Raw genomic sequence first — 18,824 nt, 5'->3', positions numbered from 1 at the left:
GGTTACTTTTGGCGCTCTTCCAAAAGTGACCCGCTGTAAGAGCGGAACCATAAGCAGCCGTTACCGCAGCAACGGATATACACACCAATCACCCCCCCAAAAAAAATGAAGCCAAAAAAACGGCGCTTTCCGTCTCGGAAGAAGCGCCGTTTTTCTTGAGCACCTGAAGTTCAGTATCAGTCAATGTACTCAAACAACTTGACGATCTTCTGCACCCCGGAAACCCCTTGCACCAGATTGGTCGCCTGCGCAGCCTCCTGCTTGGTCAGCAGCCCCAGCAGATAGACGATGCCATTCTCAGTCACGACCTTGATGCGCGAGCCGGGAATGCTGGCGTCGGTGAGCATCTGCGTCTTGATCTTGGTAGTCAGCCAGGCATCGTTCTGACGCGCCAGCAACGAGGAAGGTGGCAGGACCTGCAGTTCGTTGTGCACGGTCTTGACCCGCTGCACGGCGCTTGCAGCCTGTTCGGCCTTGGCCTTGAGGTCCGCGCGTGGGGTCTGGCCGGCCAGCAGCACGACACCGTTGAAGCTGGTGACGACGATGTGCGAGTTGTTGTCCAGGTCCGGGTCGGCCTTGGCGATGTTCACGCCTGCCTTGGTTTCGATCAACGAATCGTCGATCTTGCTGCCGAAGGTGCGGGTGCCGCGGTCGTCTTCAATCGGCTTTTCCCGGCTGGCGTTAACCACCGATGTGCAGCCGCTGATGCCGAGGCACAGGGTCAGGGCCAGAAGGCCTAGGCGATTAGGGGTCATTCTTCACTCCCGAACAGTTGGCTGTCGATCAAGTCGCAAAGACAATGAATCGCCAGCAGATGGACTTCCTGAATGCGTGCAGTGACATTGGCCGGTACGCGAATCTCGACGTCCTCAGGCAACAGCAGTGACGCCATGCCGCCGCCATCGCGACCGGTCAATGCTACGACAATCATTTCGCGATCATGTGCGGCCTGGATCGCCTGAATAATATTGGCCGAGTTGCCGCTGGTGGAGATCGCCAGCAACACATCGCCGGGCTGGCCCAGGGCGCGGATCTGTTTGGAGAACACTTCGTTGTAGCTGTAGTCGTTGGCGATCGAGGTGATCGTCGAGCTGTCGGTGGTCAATGCAATGGCCGGCAGGCTGGGGCGCTCGCGCTCGAAGCGGTTGAGCAGCTCCGATGAGAAATGCTGGGCGTCGCCGGCAGAACCGCCATTGCCGCACGAAAGCATTTTGCCTTCGTTGAGCAGGGCGTTGACCATCACTTGGCTGGCTTGCTCGATGTGCGGTGCAAGTACGTCCATCGCCTGTTGCTTGGTGTCGATACTGGCCTGAAAAAGCTGGCGAATTCGCGATTGCATGTCCATCTGTGTGACCTTAAGTAGCGCGGCTTATCGGCACAAGCATGTGCGGCGCGCAAAGCAAAGAGCAAAAATTGGGTGAAGGTGTCCGGCTCGGCTCGTCATGGGTGTTGACGTTCAACTGTCGAAGGCATTCTGCAACCAGTTCAACTGATCGGCGTTGCTGTCGATGGCAACCACGTCGAAGCGGCAGGGATGATCGGCCCAGCGAGACTCGATTTGCAGGAAATACTGCGCGGCGAAAACCAGCTTCTGGCGCTTGCGTGCATCGATGCTGTCGAGCGCGCCACCCCATTGAGTATTTTTTCTGTAGCGGACTTCGACGAATACTACTGTATCGCCGTCAAGCATGACCAGATCAAGCTCGCCACGTTTACACAGCCAGTTCTTCGCCAGCAGCCGCAGACCTTGTTGCTGAAGATGCGCGAGAGCCTGGCTCTCGGCATCCCGTCCGTTTTGCTGGCGAGATCGGTCAGGCATCAGCGCTGAGTGTCTGGCAGGCGCTGCACCTGACCGTTGACGAATTCGGCCCACGGCAGTTGACGTTGCACGCGCTGGGACTGCGACACTGCCAGGCTGCCCGACAACCCCTCGATGCGGGTGTCCGGTAATGTCTTTAGCTGACCCAGGCGCGGAGCCAGACGATAGGCATCTGCTCCCATCGCGTACAACCGACCCAGGCTACCGCCGGCCTGGGGCCACTGGGCGGTGACCTGCTTGCGCAGCGGGTCGTTGGCATCGAGCAGCCACGGGGTTTCGCAGAAGCGCACGCCGCTCATGTCGTTGTACTGATTCTGGTCGCCACTGGCGCTGAACACATGCGAGGTGGCGTACACAGGTACGTCGCCGGCGTACTGGAAGTTCAGGGTCGGCTTGATCTGCTGGGCCTGTTGCGGGGTCGAGGCCAGGAACAGGAATTCGATGTCCTGGCGACGGGACGGCTGGGCCGCGACGGCGGTGTCGACTGTGCTTTGCAGGCGCTTGGCGCGACCTTCGCTCTGGCGCAGATGGAACATGTCGGCAATCTGCTGGGCCAGTTGTACGGGTTGATCGATACGTTCGACAGCGATGATGGTGCCGCCATTGGCCTGCCAGTCCTCGCTGAAGGCTTTGAGGACGCGATCGCCCCATTCACCTTTTGGCACCATGACGGCGGCACGATGCAGGCCGTCAGTACGGGCGCGACGCGATACTTCGCGGGCTTCGTCTTCCGCGGCCAGGCCAAACTGGAACAGCTGGGCCGGGCCTTGCTCGCCTTCGCTGTAATTGAGCGCGAGGGTCGTGATCGGCAGTTGCGGGCGGGTGCTGAGCTGCTTGACCAAAGGTTTTTCCAGCGGGCCGACCACCAGTTGCACGCCGTCGGCCTGCGCCTTGCGATAGAAGTCATCCAGGGAGGTCAGGCGCGAGCTGTCATAAAACTGAATGCTCGGCGGGTTCTGCCCGGCTTGTTGGGCCTGATAGTGGGCAGCCATGAAACCTTCGCGCAGAGCTCTGGCGACCGAGGACAGCGGGCCATCCTGGGGCAGCAGCAAGGCGATCTTGCTCAGGGGCTGGCTCGCCAGTTCCTTGAGCTTGACCAGCGGCGTCGGCAGCTGGAGCGCGGCCGGGTGCTTGGGGTTCTGCTCGCGCCAGCTGTCGATAGCCGCCTGTTGCTGTTCCAGCGTACCGGCAGTTTTTACAGCCTGGGCCAAACTCAGCCAGCCACCCAGGTCGTCGGTGGTGGTCGGTTGCAGTTGATCGGTGGGCAGCGAGGCGATCAACGACCAGATCGCCTCGTGGTTTTTGGCCGCCGCTTCGTTTTCAAGCAGGGGCGCAATGAAGATCCGTTCCTTGGCGGCGGCCAGGGTCTGGCCATCGGCCTCGAGGGCGCGGGCGTGGACGGTGCCGGTGCGGACCTGCTGTTCCACCGGTAGCTCGCCCAGGTGCTGCAGGCTCGGGTGGCTCAGGGCGCTCAGCGCTGCTTTGGGTTGATTGCGCGTCATTGCCAGTTCGGCCGCCAGAGTGCTGGCGAAAATCTGCTGGCCGGGCTTGAGTTGCTCCATCGGCACCTGTTGCAGGATCTGCGCGGACTGGCCGGCATTGCCCTGGCGGTAGGCCAGGTCTGCTGCACTCAGGCGCAACAGGGCGGCTTTTTCCGGGGTTTTGCTTTGAGTGGCCTGTTCGAGCAACTGCTCGATACTGGCATCCGGGGTCCGTGGAAGTTCGCCAAGGCTGGAGGAGGGCGAGCTGGCGCAGGCCGCCAGAAGGGCAGCGAGGCAGAGGGCGGAGAGCAGCCGCAGGCAAGCGATCATGTAAATGTTCCTGATACGAGATCAAATTAGCGTCGAATTGTACCCAAGCACTGGCCGGGGCGCGATGTTAGTGGCGTGAATCGATCAATTTAGGTATTTCAAATGTTGCGACGCAACACGGCAGGTCGCCGGACAGCGAGGCGCTGCGGGCAGTCGTGACGCACACTACGCGCTACAATGGCGGTTTTACCGATCATGAGGTGTGCGCTTTGACTGCTCCAGGTGCTTTGAATTCCGCTGCCGGCTCGCTTTATGTGGTGGCGACGCCCATCGGCAACCTGGACGATATCAGTGCCCGGGCGCTGAAAATCCTGCAGGAGGTGGCCCTCATTGCGGCCGAAGATACGCGCCACTCTCAACGCTTGTTGCAACATTTCGGCATTTCAACGCCGTTGGCGGCCTGTCATGAGCACAACGAGCGGGAAGAAGGCAGTCGTTTTATCACTCGTTTGTTGGCGGGCGATAACGTCGCGCTGATTTCCGACGCGGGTACACCGCTGATTTCCGACCCTGGCTATCACCTGGTGCGCCAGGCTCGGGCGGCCGGTATCAACGTAGTGCCGGTGCCGGGGGCGTGCGCCTTGATCGCAGCCCTTTCGGCGGCGGGCCTGCCGTCGGACCGTTTCATTTTCGAAGGTTTTCTGCCAGCCAAGGCGGTGGGGCGACGGGCGCGCCTGGAGTCTATAAAGGAGGAGCCGCGTACGTTGATCTTTTATGAGGCGCCGCACCGCATCCTTGAATGCCTGCAAGACATGGAGCTGGTGTTTGGTCCGGAGCGCCCGGCGCTGCTCGCCAGGGAGCTGACCAAAACCTTCGAAACCCTCAAGGGGTTGCCGCTGGCGCAGTTGCGCGCCTTCGTCGAAGGCGATAGCAACCAGCAGCGCGGTGAATGCGTCGTGCTGGTGGCGGGCTGGACGGCGCCGCACAATGAAGAGACCGTCAGCAGTGAAGCGATGCGCATCCTGGACCTGCTGCTTGAGGAAATGCCCCTCAAGCGCGCCGCCGCCCTCGCGGCGCAGATTACCGGCGAGCGTAAGAACGTCCTGTATCAGGTTGCGCTGGAAAAACAGAAGGGCCAGTGAAACCGGGGCGCGGGGCTGGCCAAGGGCTTTTAGCGCTTGTTCTTCGGCCGCTCTGCCGTTAACCTTCGCGGCGGAGAGTCGATCGGACAGTCGCTGCCCTCTATGAAAATTAGGGGGGGGAGGAAAGTCCGGGCTCCATAGGGCGAAGTGCCAGGTAATGCCTGGGAGGCGTGAGCCTACGGAAAGTGCCACAGAAAATAACCGCCTAAGCGTTTCGGCGCCGGTAAGGGTGAAAAGGTGCGGTAAGAGCGCACCGCACGGCTGGCAACAGTTCGTGGCTAGGTAAACCCCACTTGGAGCAAGACCAAATAGGGTCCCAAGGCGTGGCCCGCGCTGGGACCGGGTAGGTTGCTAAAGATGTCCAGTGATGGCCATCGTAGACGAATGACTGTTCAAGACAGAACCCGGCTTACAGATCGACTCTCCACCTTTTCCCCTCCTGCCAGAATCGCTGGCAGACGCAATTGCTAAGACCAAAAAAATCTTACTCTTAACAAATCACTTTAACTTCTGAGCGCAGCTTCCTGTGTTCGCTGAAGTTGTGGCGAAAAATCCTACGTCAGATTCCCATCGCCCCTCCAGATACGCTCCTAAATCTCCGATCTATAAGGCTTTTCCTTCACTCCGCGCCTTGACGGTGCGGTGGGCGCATTCCTATAGTGTGCGCAAGTGGCGGAAAGTGGCATGAAGTGGGTTTTTTGAGCGTAAAACGCAAAATTTTTGGAGAAACGCTGACGTGTTTCGCGGAGCTAACGCTATCAGTCTCGATGCAAAGGGCCGTCTCGCCATGCCGAGCCGGTACCGTGACGAGCTCGTTTCGCGTAGTTCCGGGCAGTTAATCGTCACGATCGACGCCGTTGACCCATGTTTGTGTGTTTACCCTCTTGATGAGTGGGAAATCATCGAAACCAAACTGCGCGCACTGCCTTCACTGCGTGAAGAAAACCGCCGCCTGCAACGCTTGCTGATCGGTAACGCCGTCGACCTCGAACTCGACGGCAGCGGTCGTTTCCTGGTTCCGCCGCGCCTGCGCGAATACGCCAAGCTGGACAAGCGCGCGATGCTGGTGGGCCAACTGAACAAGTTCCAACTGTGGGACGAAGATGCCTGGAATGCGGTCTCTGCCGCTGACCTTGCTGCTATTCAACAACCGGGCGCCATGCCTGATGAACTGCGTGATTTGATCCTGTGACTATTGATAGCGGCTTTAACCACATCACCGTACTGCTTGACGAAGCCGTCGAGGCTCTCGCCGTACGTCCTGATGGCTGCTATCTGGATGGCACGTTCGGGCGCGGCGGGCATAGCCGGCTGATCCTCAGCAAGCTCGGTCCGGACGGTCGGCTGCTGGGGTTCGACAAGGATCCTCAAGCGATTGCCACCGGGCAAGCGCTAGCGGCCGAAGACGGCCGCTTTGTCGTTGTGCAGCGCAGCTTTGCGGAGCTGGGATCGGAAGTCGCCCAGCGTGGCCTGGCTGGCAAAGTCAGTGGCGTCTTGCTTGACCTGGGCGTGTCTTCGCCGCAGTTGGACGACCCTGAGCGCGGCTTCAGTTTTCTCAATGATGGCCCGCTGGACATGCGCATGGATCCGTCCCGCGGAATCAGCGCCGCCGAATTCGTCAATACCGCTACGGTGGAAGAAATCGCCCGTGTTTTCAAGGAATACGGCGAAGAACGTTTTTCCGGTCGCATGGCCCGTGCCGTGGTTGAGCGTCGCGATGTCAAACCGTTCGAGCGCACCGGCGACCTGGCCGAAGTGCTCAAAGTCGCCAACCCGGCATGGGAGAAGGGCAAGAACCCGGCTACCCGGGCTTTCCAGGGTTTGCGCATCCACGTCAATAATGAACTGGGTGATCTGGAGGCCGGCCTTGAGGCGGCACTTGAAGCACTTGAGGTCGGCGGGCGACTGGTGGTGATCAGCTTCCATTCCCTGGAAGACCGTATCGTCAAACTGTTCATGCGCAAGCTCACCAAGGGTGAGGCCGATAACCTGCCGCGCAACCTGCCGGTGCGTTTCGAAGCCTTCGTGCCGAAAATCAAGATTCATGGCAAGGCGCAGTTCGCCTCCGAGGCTGAACTCAAGGCCAACCCGCGTGCCCGTAGCGCCGTCATGCGTGTTGCGGAGAAGTTGCGGTGAGCAAGCTCTTCGCCAAGCCCCTGCCTGGCGGCAGCTTTTTCATGCTGCTGTTGTTTATCGGCGTGCTCGTGTCGGCCATCGCCGTGTCCTACAGCGCGCACTGGAACCGGCAGTTGCTCAACACCCTTTACAGCGAACTGAGCGTGCGCGACAAGGCCCAGGCCGAGTGGGGCCGGTTGATCCTGGAGCAGAGCACCTGGACCGCCCATAGCCGCATCGAAGTACTGGCGACCGAACAGCTGAAAATGCGCATTCCCGGGGCTGCCGAAGTGCAGATGGTGGCGCCATGATGAAGCTCGAAGGGGCACTCTTTCCGTGGCGCTTCCGCCTGGTCCTGGGCCTGCTCGGGATCATGGTGGCGGCCATCGTCTGGCGGATCATCGATCTGCAAGTGGTCGACCGTGACTTCCTCAAAGAGCAGGGTGATGCCCGTAGCATGCGGCACATCCCGATCCCGGCTCACCGTGGCCTGATCACCGACCGCAATGGCGAACCGTTGGCTGTGAGCACCCCGGTGACTACCCTGTGGGCAAACGCCAAGGAAATGCAGCAGGCCAAGGAAAAGTGGCCGGCCCTGGCCGTCGCCCTTGGCCAGGACCCCAAGGCCCTGGCCGAACGCCTTGAAGCCCAGGCCAGCAAAGAATTCATCTATCTGGTGCGCGGGTTGACGCCCGAGCAAGGCCAGAGGGTGCTCGACCTGAAAGTGCCGGGCGTCTACGGCATCGAAGAGTTCCGGCGTTTCTACCCGGCCGGTGAAGTGACCGCCCACATGGTCGGCTTTACGGACATCGACGACCGGGGGCGAGAAGGGGTCGAGTTGGCCTACGACGAATGGCTCGCCGGGGTTCCCGGCAAGCGTCAGGTCATCAAGGATCGGCGTGGCAGGCTGATCAAGGATGTCCAGGTCACCAAAAACGCCAAGGCCGGCAAGCCCTTGGCGTTGTCCATTGATCTGCGCCTGCAATATCTGGCCAACCGTGAGCTGCGCAATGCCATCGTCGAGAACGGTGCCAAGGCCGGCAGCCTGGTGATTCTCGACGTGAAGACCGGCGAGATCCTGGCCATGGTCAACCAGCCCACCTATAACCCGAACAATCGCCGCAACCTGCAACCGGCGATGATGCGCAACCGCGCGATGATCGACGTGTTCGAACCGGGCTCGACCATGAAAGCCGTTTCCATGGCGGCGGCTCTGGAAACCGGGCGCTGGAAGCCGGGGGATACGGTCGAGGTGTATCCGGGCACTTTGCAGATCGGCAAGTACACCATTCGGGACGTCTCCAAGACCGAAGGTCCGGTGCTTGACCTGACCGGCATCCTGATCAACTCCAGTAACGTGGGCATGAGCAAGATCGCCTTCGATATCGGTGGGGAAACGATTTACCGTCTTGCCCAGAAAATCGGTCTTGGCCAGGGCACTGGCCTGGGCTTTCCTGGCGAGCGGGTCGGCAATCTGCCGAACTACCGTGAGTGGCGCAAGGCCGAAACGGCCACGTTGTCATACGGCTACGGTGTTTCCGTGACCGCGATCCAGTTGGCCCACGCGTTTTCGGTGCTGGCCAACAACGGCCGCATGACACCGCTGTCATTGATCAAAACCGACAAGGCCCCGGAGGCTACTCAGGTCATTCCGGAGGACGTCGCCAAGACCATGCAAGGTATGCTGCAACAGGTGATCGAAGCGCCGCGTGGGGTGTACCGCGCCCAGGTGCCGGCCTATCACGTGGGCGGCAAGTCGGGTACGGCCCGCAAAACCTCCGCGGGCGTCAAGGGCTATGCCGAGAATTCCTACCGTTCGCTGTTCGCCGGTTTCGGCCCGATGAGCGACCCGCGCTACGCCGTCGTGGTGGTCATCGACGAACCGAGCAAGGCCGGCTACTTCGGGGGGCTGGTTTCGGCACCGGTGTTCAGCAAAGTGATGTCCGGCACCCTGCGCCTGATGAATATCACCCCGGATAACCTGCCGCCGACCCAGCAAGCCAATACCGCGCCGGTCGTACCCTTGAAAGCCGAAGGAGGGCGTGGCTGATGTCCCTGAGCCTGAACAAGATTTTTGCCCATGCGGGCCACGATCTGCTGATTCGCGAATTGGCCCTGGACAGCCGCCACGTGCGTGCCGGGGATCTGTTCCTGGCCGTACCGGGTGCCCGGTTCGACGGTCGCGCCCACATCGCCGACGCCTTGAAGCGCGGCGCGGCTGCCGTGGCTTATGAAGTCGACGGCGCGACCGTGCTACCGATCACTGATGTGCCGCTGATTCCGGTCAAGGGCCTGGCGGCCCAGTTGTCGGACATTGCCGGGCGTTTTTACGGCGACCCGAGTCGTCACTTGAACCTGATTGGCGTGACCGGCACCAACGGCAAGACCAGCGTTTCCCAACTGGTGGCCCAGGCCTTGGATCTGCTGGGTCAGCATTGCGGCATCGTCGGGACCTTGGGTAACGGATTCCACGGCGCGCTGGAGAGTGGCCTGCACACCACGCCGAACCCGATCGCCGTGCAAGCAACCCTGGCCGACCTGAAAAAGGCCGGAGCCAAGGCTGTTGCGATGGAAGTCTCTTCCCATGGCCTGGATCAGGGGCGCGTGACGGCCTTGGCGTTCGACGTCGCGGTATTGACCAACCTGTCGCGCGATCACCTGGATTACCACGGCACCATGCAGGCTTACGGCGAAGCAAAAGCCAGGTTGTTTGCCTGGAATGACTTGAAATGCCGGGTCCTCAACCTTGACGACGCGTTCGGCCGGCAATTGGCCGCCGATAAGCGCGAGTCCCGGTTGATCACCTACAGCCTGGAAGATGCCAGCGCCTACCTTTATGTACGCCAGGCGCAATTCGATGACGAAGGCGTGCGCGCGACCTTGGTTACGCCCCAAGGCGAACACCACCTGCGCAGCACCTTGTTGGGGCGTTTCAACCTGAGCAATGTGTTGGCCGCCGTGGGTGCCTTGCTTGGCCTGGACTACGCCCTGGATGAAATCCTCAAGGTCCTGCCCAAACTCGAAGGGCCGGCCGGACGTATGCAACGGCTGGGCGGCGGAACGCAACCGTTGGTGGTGGTCGATTACGCCCATACCCCGGATGCGTTGGAAAAAGTCCTGATGGCCCTGCGGCCACACGCCAAGGGCAAGTTGCTGTGCCTGTTCGGCTGCGGCGGTGATCGTGACCGTGGCAAGCGTGCGCTGATGGCCGAAGTGGTGGAGCGCTTGGCCGACGGCGTAGTGGTCACCGACGACAATCCTCGCACCGAAGACCCGTCGCAGATTTTCGACGACATCCGCGCCGGCTTCTCGGCGGTGGATAACGTCACCTTCGTGGCCGGTCGCGGCCAGGCCATTGCCCAGTTGATCGCCGGTGCGTCGGCGGACGACGTCATTGTCTTGGCCGGTAAAGGCCATGAGGACTATCAGGAAATCAACGGCGAACGTCACGCATTTTCCGATTTGGTGGAAGCCGATCATGCCCTGACCGCGTGGGAGGTGGCCCATGCTTAAGGCTTTGAAGCTCAGCGAGCTGACGAATGTCCTGCAGGCGCGGCTGATCGCGGCTGACGCCAGTTTCGATGGGGTGAGCATCGACAGCCGGGCGATTGCCCCGGGGCAATTGTTCGTTGCCCTGGCCGGGCCGCGTTTTGACGGCCACGATTACCTGAACGACGTGGCCGCCAAAGGTGCGGTCGCGGCGCTGGTCGAGCGGGAAGTGACCAACAGCACGCTGGCGCAATTGCAGGTAAACGACACTCGCCAGGCCCTGGGCCAGCTCGGTGCATTGAACCGCGCCGCATACCGCAACCCGGTCGCGGCCATCACCGGCTCCAGTGGCAAGACCACGGTCAAGGAAATGCTCGCGAGCATTCTGCGTACCCGCGGTCCGGTGTTGGCGACCCGTGGCAACCTCAATAATGACCTGGGTGTACCCCTGACATTGCTGGAGCTGGCACCGCAACACAGTGCCGCGGTCATTGAGCTCGGTGCCTCGCGGCTCGGTGAGATCGCCTACACCGTGGGCATGACCAAACCTCACGTGGCCGTGATCAACAACGCCGGGACCGCCCACGTCGGTGAGTTCGGTGGTCCGGACAAAATCGTTGAGGCCAAGGGCGAGATTCTCGAGGGGCTGGATGCCGATGGCGTCGCCGTGCTGAATCTTGACGACAAGGCCTTCGAAATCTGGAAGACCCGGGCGGCTGGGCGCAAGGTCCTGACATTTGCCTTGAGCAATCTGGCGGCGAATTTTTACGCCAGCGACCTGGACCGCGATGCTCGCGGCTGCCCGGCCTTCAACCTGCACAGCCCCGACGGTGCAGAGCGGGTCCAGTTGAACCTGCTTGGCACCCATAACGTCGCCAACGCCCTGGCCGCTGCGGCCGCGGCCCATGCTTTGGGCGTGTCGTTGCCGGGCATCGTGGCCGGCTTGAACGCGGTGCAACCGGTCAAGGGGCGTTCCGTTGCGCAATTGGCCAGCAACGGCATGCGCGTGATCGACGACACCTACAACGCCAACCCGACGTCCATGTGCGCCGCTGTCGATATCCTCGCCGGTTTCCCCGGCCGTACCGTGCTGGTGCTGGGAGATATCGGCGAGTTGGGCGAATGGGCGCAACAGGGGCATCACGATGTCGGCGCCTACGCGCGTGGCAAGGTCGATGCACTGTATGCCGTCGGCCCGATGATGGCCCATGCGGTGGCCGCGTTTGGCGAGCACGCACAGCATTTCAGCACTCAGGCCGAATTGATTCAGGCCCTGAGCGCCGAGCAGGACCCGAACACCACCTTATTGATCAAGGGCTCACGCAGTGCCGCGATGGAAAACATCGTCGCGGCGCTGTGCGGTTCCCGTATGGAGAAACATTAATGCTGCTGCTGCTAGCGGAGTACCTGCAACAGTTCCACAAAGGCTTCGCGGTCTTCCAGTACCTGACCCTGCGCGGGATCCTGGGTGTGCTGACCGCGTTGTCGTTGTCGCTGTTCCTGGGCCCGTGGATGATCCGCACCTTGCAGAACCTGCAAATCGGTCAGTCGGTCCGCAACGACGGCCCGCAATCGCACCTGTCCAAATCCGGTACTCCAACCATGGGCGGCGCGCTGATCCTGTCGTCCATTGGCATCAGTACCGTGCTCTGGGCCGACCTGGCGAACCGGTATGTGTGGGTGGTATTGCTGGTGACCCTGTTGTTCGGCGCCATCGGCTGGGTCGACGACTACCGCAAGGTCATCGAGAAGAACTCCCGGGGGCTGCCGAGCCGCTGGAAGTATTTCTGGCAGTCGGTATTCGGCCTCGGCGCGGCGATCTTCCTTTATATGACCGCAGCCTCCCCGGTGGAAACCACCCTGATTCTGCCGATGCTCAAGGATTACAGTATCCCGCTGGGGGCAGGCTTCATCGTGCTGACCTACCTGGTGATCGTCGGCTCGAGCAACGCGGTCAACCTGACTGATGGCCTCGATGGCCTGGCGATCATGCCGACCGTGATGGTGGGCGGCGCGCTGGGGATCTTCTGCTACCTGTCGGGTAACGTGAAATTCGCTGAATACCTGCTGATCCCTTATGTGCCGGGGGCGGGCGAGCTGATCGTGTTCTGCGGTGCGCTGATCGGTGCCGGCCTGGGTTTCCTGTGGTTCAACACCTACCCGGCGCAGGTCTTCATGGGCGATGTCGGCGCGCTGGCGCTGGGCGCGGCCCTGGGCACCATCGCCGTCATCGTTCGCCAGGAAATCGTCCTGTTCATCATGGGCGGTGTGTTCGTGATGGAGACGCTGTCAGTCGTCATTCAGGTTGCTTCCTTTAAATTGACCGGCCGCCGGGTATTTCGCATGGCGCCGATCCACCACCACTTTGAACTCAAGGGCTGGCCCGAGCCGCGTGTGATTGTCCGTTTCTGGATCATCACCGTGATTCTGGTCCTGGTCGGCCTTGCCACCCTGAAGCTGAGGTAGAACGAGTGTCCCTGATCGCTTCTGACCACTTCCGCATCGTTGTCGGCCTCGGCAAGAGCGGCATGTCCCTGGTTCGCTTCCTGGCGAACCGGGGCGTGTCGTTTGCCGTGGCCGATACGCGGGAAAATCCACCTGAGCTGGCCACGCTGCGTCGTGACTACCCGCAGATGGACGTGCGTTGTGGCGAGCTGGATGTCGAGTTCCTGTGCCGCGCCGACGAGCTCTACGTGAGCCCCGGCCTTGCGCTGGCAACCCCGGCCTTGCAGGCCGCCGCCGCCCGTGGCGTGAAGTTGTCCGGTGACATCGAGCTGTTCGCCCGTCACGCTAAGGCGCCGATCATCGCCATCAGCGGCTCCAACGCAAAAAGCACCGTCACCACCCTGGTGGGTGAAATGGCTGCGGCGGCCGGTAAGCGGGTTGCCGTGGGTGGCAACCTGGGAACCCCGGCGCTGGATCTGCTCAGTGATGACGTCGAGCTGTACGTGATGGAGTTGTCGAGCTTCCAGCTTGAAACCACCGACCACTTGGGCGCCGAAGTGGCGACCGTGCTCAACATCAGCGAAGACCACATGGACCGCTATAGCGGCCTGCCGGCTTATCACCTGGCCAAGCACCGGATTTTCCGGGGGGCTCGGCAGGTAGTGTTCAACCGTCAGGACGCCCTGACTCGTCCGTTGCTGGGCGAGGGCATGCCATGCTGGTCCTTCGGCCTCGGTGTGCCGGATTTCAAAGGCTTCGGGTTGCGCGAAGAGAATGGCGAGAAATACCTGGCCTTCGAATTCCAGAACCTGATGCCGGTGCGCGAGCTGAAGATCCGCGGTGCCCACAACCAGGCCAATGCCCTGGCGGCGCTGGCCCTGGGACATGCGGTCGGTCTGCCGTTCGACGCCATGCTGTCGGCCCTGCGCACGTTTGCCGGGCTCGAGCACCGCTGCCAGTGGGTTCGCGATCTTGACGGGGTGGCCTGGTACAACGATTCCAAGGCCACCAACGTGGGTGCCGCGCTGGCTGCCATCGAGGGCCTGGGCGCGGACATCGAAGGCAAGCTCGTGCTGATCGCCGGCGGCGACGGCAAGGGTGCCGACTTCAAGGACCTGCGCGATCCGGTGGCGGCCAACTGCCGGGCCGTGGTGCTGATGGGGCGTGATCGCGAATTGATCGCCCAGGCCCTCGGCGACGGCGTGCCGCTGGTTCGCGTCGCTTCGCTGGACGAAGCGGTGCAGCAATGCCGCGCCCTCGCACAGTCGGGCGATGCCGTGCTGTTGTCGCCGGCCTGCGCCAGTTTCGACATGTTCAAGAACTACGAAGAGCGCGGGCAGTTGTTCGCCCGGGCCGTGGAGGGCTTGGCATGAACCTGATGAACATCATCAAGCCATACCCATCCCCGCTGATCACCGGGCGCGGCATCGACCTGGATTTCCCGATGCTTGTCGGTTGCCTGGCGCTGCTGGGCCTGGGCCTGGTGATGATCACTTCCGCATCGTCGGAAGTGGCTGCCGTGCAATCGGGCAACACCCTTTATCACATGATTCGTCACCTGATTTACCTGGTGATCGGTTTGGTCGCGTGCATTGTCACCATGATGGTGCCGATCGCCACCTGGCAACGCCTGGGCTGGATGATGTTGCTCGGTGCCTTTGGTCTGTTGGTGATGGTGCTGTTGCCGGGCATCGGTCGCGAGGTCAACGGCTCGATGCGCTGGATCGGCTTCAGCTTCTTCAACGTACAGCCTTCGGAAATCGCCAAGGTCTTCGTGGTGATCTACCTCGCCGGGTATCTGGTGCGTCGTCAGAAAGAAGTGCGCGAGAGCTGGATGGGTTTTTTCAAGCCGTTCATTGTGTTGCTGCCGATGGCCGGCCTGCTGCTGATGGAGCCGGATTTCGGCGCCACGGTGGTGATGATGGGGGCCGCAGCGGCGATGTTGTTCCTCGGCGGTGTCGGGCTGTTTCGCTTCACCCTGATGGTGGCTCTGGCGGTCGGCGCGGTGACGGTGCTGGTGCAGGCGCAACCTTACCGGATGGCGCGTCTGATCACGTTTACCGACCCGTGGGCCGACCAGTTCGGTTCCGGTTATCAATTGACCCAGGCCCTGATCGCCTTCGGTCGCGGCGAATGGCTGGGCGTAGGCCTGGGCAACAGCGTGCAGAAGCAGTTCTATCTGCCCGAAGCCCATACCGACTTCGTGTTCTCGGTATTGGCCGAAGAACTGGGCGTGGTCGGTTCGCTGCTCACCGTCGGGTTGTTCGTATTTGTCTGTGTGCGCGGCATGTACATCGGTTTGTGGGCCGAGCGGGCCAAGCAGTATTTCGCCGCGTACGTGGCGTATGGCTTGTCGTTCCTGTGGATCGGTCAGTTCCTGATCAACATCGGCGTGAACGTCGGCCTGTTGCCAACCAAAGGCCTGACGCTGCCGTTCCTCAGTTACGGCGGCAGTTCCCTGGTGATTTGCTGTGCCTGTCTGGGCTTGTTGTTGCGCATCGAATGGGAGAGTCGAACCCACCTGGGCAGCGAAGAGATGGAATTCCAGGAGAGCGACTTCGCCGAGGAGCCGACTCATGGGCGCTAACGTGCTGATCATGGCCGGCGGAACCGGTGGGCATGTGTTCCCGGCGCTGGCCTGTGCCCGGGAGTTCCAGGCGCGCGGTTACACCGTGCACTGGCTGGGCACGCCACGGGGCATCGAAAACGAGCTGGTGCCCGCCGCCGGCCTGGAACTGCACCGGATCAGCGCCAGCGGCCTGCGGGGCAAAGGCAAGTTGTCGCTGCTCAAGGCGCCGCTGATGCTGCTCAAGTCGATCTGGCAGGCCCGGGCGATCATTCGTCGGTTGCGGCCGGTATGCGTGGTGGGCTTTGGTGGTTATGTGACCGGTCCTGGCGGTGTCGCGGCAAAACTGGCCGGTGTGCCGGTTATCGTTCACGAGCAGAACGCCGTGGCCGGTACCGCCAATCGGTTACTGGTGCCGTTGGCCGCTCGAGTCTGTGAAGCCTTTCCCGACACCTTTACCCTGTCGGGCAGCCGTCGTACCACCGGTAACCCGGTGCGTACCGAGCTGTTCCTCGATACACCGCGCCCGGCCCTGGCCGGACGCAAGGCGCGTTTGCTGATCCTGGGCGGAAGCCTGGGGGCGGAGCCGTTGAACAAATTGCTGCCCGAAGCCTTGTCGCAGGTCGCTCCCGAACTGCGGCCCGAGGTGTTTCACCAGGCCGGCAAAAACCACGATGAAGTCACCGCCGAGCGCTACCACGCCGCAGGCGTCGAGGCGCAAGTGCAGCCTTTCATCAAAGACATGGCCCAAGCCTATGGCTGGGCCGACCTGGTGGTCTGCCGCGCAGGCGCGTTGACCATCAGCGAACTGGCTGCCGCCGGTCTGCCCTCGATGCTGGTGCCTTTGCCCCACGCCATCGACGACCACCAGACCCGCAACGCCGATTATTTGGCCCGTGAAGGCGCTGCCTTCCTGATGCCGCAAAGAACGACTGGTGCCGCGGATCTTGCCGCGCGCCTGACAGAGGTTTTGATGCAACCGCAAACAATCGAAGACATGGCCCGCGCCGCCCGTCGCCTGGCCAAACCCGACGCCACGGCCCAAGTGGTCGATACCTGCCTGGAGGTGGCCCATGGTTGAGAATCGCAAAGCCATGCCGCAACCGGAAATGCGCCGTATCCGCCGTATCCATTTCGTCGGTATCGGCGGGGTGGGCATGTGCGGGATCGCCGAAGTGTTGCTGAACCTGGGCTATGAGGTTTCCGGTTCCGACCTGAAAGCCTCGCCGGTTACCGAGCGCCTGGAATCCTTTGGCGCGCAGATTTTCATCGGCCACCGTGCCGAGAACGCCGCCAACGCTGATGTGCTGGTGGTCTCCAGCGCCGTGAACACCTCCAACCCGGAAGTCGCCACCGCCCTGGAGCGGCGCATTCCCGTGGTGCCGCGTGCCGAGATGCTGGCCGAACTGATGCGTTATCGCCACGGCATCGCCGTTGCCGGTACCCATGGCAAGACCACCACCACCAGCCTGATCGCCTCGGTGTTCGCTGCCGGTGGCCTGGACCCGACTTTCGTGATCGGCGGTCGTCTGAATGCCGCGGGCACCAATGCCCAGCTGGGCACCAGCCGTTACCTGATCGCCGAAGCCGACGAAAGCGATGCGAGCTTCTTGCACCTGCAGCCGCTGGTGGCCGTGGTCACCAACATCGACGCCGACCACATGGCGACCTACGACGGTGACTTCAACAAACTGAAGAAAACCTTCGTCGAGTTCCTCCACAACCTGCCGTTCTACGGTTTGGCAGTGGTGTGCCTGGACGATCCGGTGGTGCGCGAGATCCTGCCGCTGATCAAGCGCCCGACCGTGACCTACGGTTTTGGCGAAGAAGCCGACGTGCGCGCCATCAACGTGCGCCAGCAGGGCATGCAGACGTTCTTCACGGTGCTGCGCCCTGACCGCGAGCCGCTGGATGTGTCGGTGAACATGCCGGGCAACCACAACGTGCTCAATGCCCTGGCCACCATTTGCATCGCCACCGACGAAGGTGTCAGTGACGAAGCCATTGTCCAGGGCCTGTCCGGGTTCCAGGGCGTGGGACGACGTTTCCAGGTCTACGGCGAACTGCCGGTGGACGGCGGTAACGTGATGCTGGTGGACGACTACGGCCACCACCCGACCGAAGTCGCGGCGGTGATCAAGGCCGTGCGCGGTGGCTGGCCGGAGCGACGCCTGGTGATGGTCTATCAGCCGCACCGCTACAGCCGTACCCGCGACCTGTACGACGATTTCGTCCAGGTTTTGGCCGACGCCAATGTGCTGCTGCTGATGGAAGTCTATCCGGCCGGCGAGGAGCCGATCCCGGGTGCCGACAGCCGTCAGCTGTGCCACAGCATTCGCCAACGCGGTCAGTTGGACCCGATCTACATCGAGCGCGGCGTGGACCTCGCACCGCTGGTCAAACCGCTGCTGCGCGCTGGCGACATCCTGCTGTGCCAAGGCGCTGGTGACATCGGTGGCCTGGCCCCGAAACTGTTGAAAAGTCCGTTATTCGCCGGGGCAATCGTGGCATCCAGCGAGGGGAAACTGAAATGACTGCTGCCTACGCCAACCTGGTTTCGACCCTGGACCCGAAAGCCTTCGGCCGCGTCGCCGTGCTGTTCGGCGGCAAGAGCGCCGAGCGCGAAGTGTCCCTCAAGTCTGGCAACGCCGTGCTGCAAGCCCTGCAAAGTGCCGGTGTCGACGCGTTCGGCATCGACGTAGGCGACGACTTTTTGCAGCGCCTGCTGAACGAAAAAATCGACCGCGCGTTCATCATTCTTCATGGCCGCGGCGGCGAAGACGGCAGCATGCAGGGCCTGCTCGAATGCCTGGGTATTCCCTACACCGGCAGCGGCATCCTGGCGTCTGCCTTGGCCATGGACAAACTGCGCACCAAGCAGGTCTGGCACAGTCTCGGCATTCCCACGCCCCGTCACGCCGTGCTGGCATCCGAGGCCGATTGTATTTCGGCGGCCACGGAACTGGGCTTCCCTTTGATCGTCAAACCGGCCCATGAAGGTTCAAGTATCGGCATGGCGAAAGTGACTTCGCTGCCTGAGTTGACCGCGGCATGGAAAGACGCCAGTTCCTACGATTCGCAAGTGTTGGTCGAGCAGTGGATCACCGGTCCCGAGTTCACCATCGCCACCCTGCGTGACCAGGTGTTGCCCCCGATTGCCCTGGGCACGCCGCACACGTTCTACGACTACGACGCCAAGTACGTGGCCAATGACACCCAGTACCGCATTCCATGCGGGCTGGACAGCGCCAAGGAAAAACAACTGATGGACCTCACGGCCAAGGCCTGTGAGGCGCTGGGTATTGCCGGTTGGGGTCGGGCGGACGTGATGCAGGACGCCGACGGGCAGTTCTGGTTCCTGGAAGTCAACACCGCCCCAGGCATGACCGATCACAGCCTGGTACCGATGGCGGCCCGTGCCGCCGGCCTGGATTTCCAGCAACTGGTGCTGTCGATCCTGGCCGCCAGTGTCGGCTCTCAAGAGCCAAGAGGTTAAG

17 protein-coding genes and 1 other RNA gene are annotated in these 18,824 nt (G+C 62.0%); 14 read left to right on the top strand and 4 right to left on the bottom strand.

Going from position 1 to position 18,824, the window contains the following annotated elements:
- Nucleotides 1-176 precede the first annotated feature (176 nt).
- From GSM73_RS17485 to GSM73_RS17470, 4 genes are all read right to left on the bottom strand, one after another.
- Nucleotides 177-755: a BON domain-containing protein gene (locus GSM73_RS17485; protein ID WP_047228807.1), complete on the bottom strand. Its 579-nt coding sequence runs from the start codon at nt 753-755 to the stop codon at nt 177-179.
- Nucleotides 752-1,345, bottom strand: coding sequence for a phosphoheptose isomerase (locus GSM73_RS17480; RefSeq protein ID WP_007928463.1), 594 nt, complete (start codon nt 1,343-1,345; stop codon nt 752-754). Before GSM73_RS17480 ends, GSM73_RS17485 begins: the two co-directional genes overlap by 4 nt.
- Before the next feature lie 111 nt (nt 1,346-1,456).
- A complete protein-coding gene (locus tag GSM73_RS17475; RefSeq protein WP_160893352.1) occupies nt 1,457-1,819 on the bottom strand; it encodes a YraN family protein in 363 nt (120 codons plus the stop codon).
- Nucleotides 1,819-3,630, bottom strand: a complete 1,812-nt coding sequence (locus tag GSM73_RS17470) for a penicillin-binding protein activator (RefSeq protein ID WP_107321907.1) — start codon at nt 3,628-3,630, stop codon at nt 1,819-1,821. Before GSM73_RS17470 ends, GSM73_RS17475 begins: the two co-directional genes overlap by 1 nt.
- A gap of 209 nt (nt 3,631-3,839) precedes the next feature.
- Here GSM73_RS17470 and rsmI point away from each other — a divergent pair, with 209 nt between their 5' ends.
- From rsmI to GSM73_RS17400, 14 genes are all read left to right on the top strand, one after another.
- Nucleotides 3,840-4,712 (top strand): 16S rRNA (cytidine(1402)-2'-O)-methyltransferase, encoded by an 873-nt coding sequence (rsmI, locus tag GSM73_RS17465; protein WP_047228810.1) that lies wholly within the window; start codon nt 3,840-3,842, stop codon nt 4,710-4,712.
- 74 nt (nt 4,713-4,786) lie between these two features.
- An RNA gene (gene rnpB / locus GSM73_RS17460) (RNase P RNA component class A) lies at nt 4,787-5,140 on the top strand.
- 308 nt (nt 5,141-5,448) lie between these two features.
- Nucleotides 5,449-5,904: a division/cell wall cluster transcriptional repressor MraZ gene (mraZ, locus tag GSM73_RS17455; protein ID WP_003205355.1), complete on the top strand. Its 456-nt coding sequence runs from the start codon at nt 5,449-5,451 to the stop codon at nt 5,902-5,904.
- Nucleotides 5,901-6,848, top strand: a complete 948-nt coding sequence (gene rsmH / locus GSM73_RS17450; protein WP_160893350.1) for a 16S rRNA (cytosine(1402)-N(4))-methyltransferase RsmH — start codon at nt 5,901-5,903, stop codon at nt 6,846-6,848. Before mraZ ends, rsmH begins: the two co-directional genes overlap by 4 nt.
- Complete coding sequence (gene ftsL / locus GSM73_RS17445; RefSeq protein WP_047228812.1) at nt 6,845-7,138, top strand: cell division protein FtsL; 294 nt, start codon at nt 6,845-6,847, stop codon at nt 7,136-7,138. Before rsmH ends, ftsL begins: the two co-directional genes overlap by 4 nt.
- Entirely contained in the window at nt 7,138-8,877 is a 1,740-nt protein-coding gene (locus GSM73_RS17440; RefSeq protein ID WP_172833814.1) for a penicillin-binding protein 2, read from the top strand. Before ftsL ends, GSM73_RS17440 begins: the two co-directional genes overlap by 1 nt.
- Complete coding sequence (locus GSM73_RS17435) at nt 8,877-10,340, top strand: UDP-N-acetylmuramoyl-L-alanyl-D-glutamate--2,6-diaminopimelate ligase (RefSeq protein ID WP_047228814.1); 1,464 nt, start codon at nt 8,877-8,879, stop codon at nt 10,338-10,340. Before GSM73_RS17440 ends, GSM73_RS17435 begins: the two co-directional genes overlap by 1 nt.
- Nucleotides 10,333-11,700: a UDP-N-acetylmuramoyl-tripeptide--D-alanyl-D-alanine ligase gene (gene murF / locus GSM73_RS17430; protein WP_076383609.1), complete on the top strand. Its 1,368-nt coding sequence runs from the start codon at nt 10,333-10,335 to the stop codon at nt 11,698-11,700. Before GSM73_RS17435 ends, murF begins: the two co-directional genes overlap by 8 nt.
- Entirely contained in the window at nt 11,700-12,782 is a 1,083-nt protein-coding gene (gene mraY / locus GSM73_RS17425; RefSeq protein ID WP_047228816.1) for a phospho-N-acetylmuramoyl-pentapeptide-transferase, read from the top strand. The genes murF and mraY overlap by 1 nt, the downstream gene beginning before the upstream one ends.
- 5 nt (nt 12,783-12,787) lie before the next feature.
- Nucleotides 12,788-14,134 (top strand): UDP-N-acetylmuramoyl-L-alanine--D-glutamate ligase, encoded by a 1,347-nt coding sequence (gene murD, locus GSM73_RS17420; RefSeq protein ID WP_160893348.1) that lies wholly within the window; start codon nt 12,788-12,790, stop codon nt 14,132-14,134.
- Entirely contained in the window at nt 14,131-15,348 is a 1,218-nt protein-coding gene (ftsW, locus tag GSM73_RS17415) for a putative lipid II flippase FtsW (protein WP_047228818.1), read from the top strand. Before murD ends, ftsW begins: the two co-directional genes overlap by 4 nt.
- Nucleotides 15,338-16,408 (top strand): undecaprenyldiphospho-muramoylpentapeptide beta-N-acetylglucosaminyltransferase, encoded by a 1,071-nt coding sequence (gene murG / locus GSM73_RS17410; protein WP_160893346.1) that lies wholly within the window; start codon nt 15,338-15,340, stop codon nt 16,406-16,408. Before ftsW ends, murG begins: the two co-directional genes overlap by 11 nt.
- On the top strand, nt 16,401-17,861 hold the full coding sequence (gene murC / locus GSM73_RS17405; protein ID WP_107321912.1) for a UDP-N-acetylmuramate--L-alanine ligase: 1,461 nt from the start codon (nt 16,401-16,403) through the stop codon (nt 17,859-17,861). Before murG ends, murC begins: the two co-directional genes overlap by 8 nt.
- Nucleotides 17,858-18,823, top strand: coding sequence for a D-alanine--D-alanine ligase (locus GSM73_RS17400; protein ID WP_076383613.1), 966 nt, complete (start codon nt 17,858-17,860; stop codon nt 18,821-18,823). The genes murC and GSM73_RS17400 overlap by 4 nt, the downstream gene beginning before the upstream one ends.
- The last annotated feature ends 1 nt before the right edge of the window (nt 18,824 follow it).

Origin of the sequence: Pseudomonas sp. PICF6 (genome assembly GCF_009831705.1) — a bacterium.
GTDB lineage: Bacteria > Pseudomonadota > Gammaproteobacteria > Pseudomonadales > Pseudomonadaceae > Aquipseudomonas > Aquipseudomonas rhizophila.
This window is presented reverse-complemented; position numbering and strand designations above follow the sequence as displayed.

Excerpts from the sequence above, each read along its gene's own strand:
- GSM73_RS17435 (WP_047228814.1), top strand. The coding sequence starts at position 8,877 with ATGTCCCTGAGCCTGAACAAGATTTTTGCCCATGCGGGCCACGATCTG.
- murF (WP_076383609.1), top strand. The coding sequence starts at position 10,333 with ATGCTTAAGGCTTTGAAGCTCAGCGAGCTGACGAATGTCCTGCAGGCG.
- GSM73_RS17440 (WP_172833814.1), top strand. The coding sequence starts at position 7,138 with ATGAAGCTCGAAGGGGCACTCTTTCCGTGGCGCTTCCGCCTGGTCCTG.
- murC (WP_107321912.1), top strand. The coding sequence starts at position 16,401 with ATGGTTGAGAATCGCAAAGCCATGCCGCAACCGGAAATGCGCCGTATC.
- GSM73_RS17480 (WP_007928463.1), bottom strand. The coding sequence starts at position 1,345 with ATGGACATGCAATCGCGAATTCGCCAGCTTTTTCAGGCCAGTATCGAC.
- GSM73_RS17470 (WP_107321907.1), bottom strand. The coding sequence starts at position 3,630 with ATGATCGCTTGCCTGCGGCTGCTCTCCGCCCTCTGCCTCGCTGCCCTT.
- GSM73_RS17475 (WP_160893352.1), bottom strand. The coding sequence starts at position 1,819 with ATGCCTGACCGATCTCGCCAGCAAAACGGACGGGATGCCGAGAGCCAG.
- ftsW (WP_047228818.1), top strand. The coding sequence starts at position 14,131 with ATGAACCTGATGAACATCATCAAGCCATACCCATCCCCGCTGATCACC.
- GSM73_RS17400 (WP_076383613.1), top strand. The coding sequence starts at position 17,858 with ATGACTGCTGCCTACGCCAACCTGGTTTCGACCCTGGACCCGAAAGCC.
- mraY (WP_047228816.1), top strand. The coding sequence starts at position 11,700 with ATGCTGCTGCTGCTAGCGGAGTACCTGCAACAGTTCCACAAAGGCTTC.
- murG (WP_160893346.1), top strand. The coding sequence starts at position 15,338 with ATGGGCGCTAACGTGCTGATCATGGCCGGCGGAACCGGTGGGCATGTG.
- GSM73_RS17485 (WP_047228807.1), bottom strand. The coding sequence starts at position 755 with ATGACCCCTAATCGCCTAGGCCTTCTGGCCCTGACCCTGTGCCTCGGC.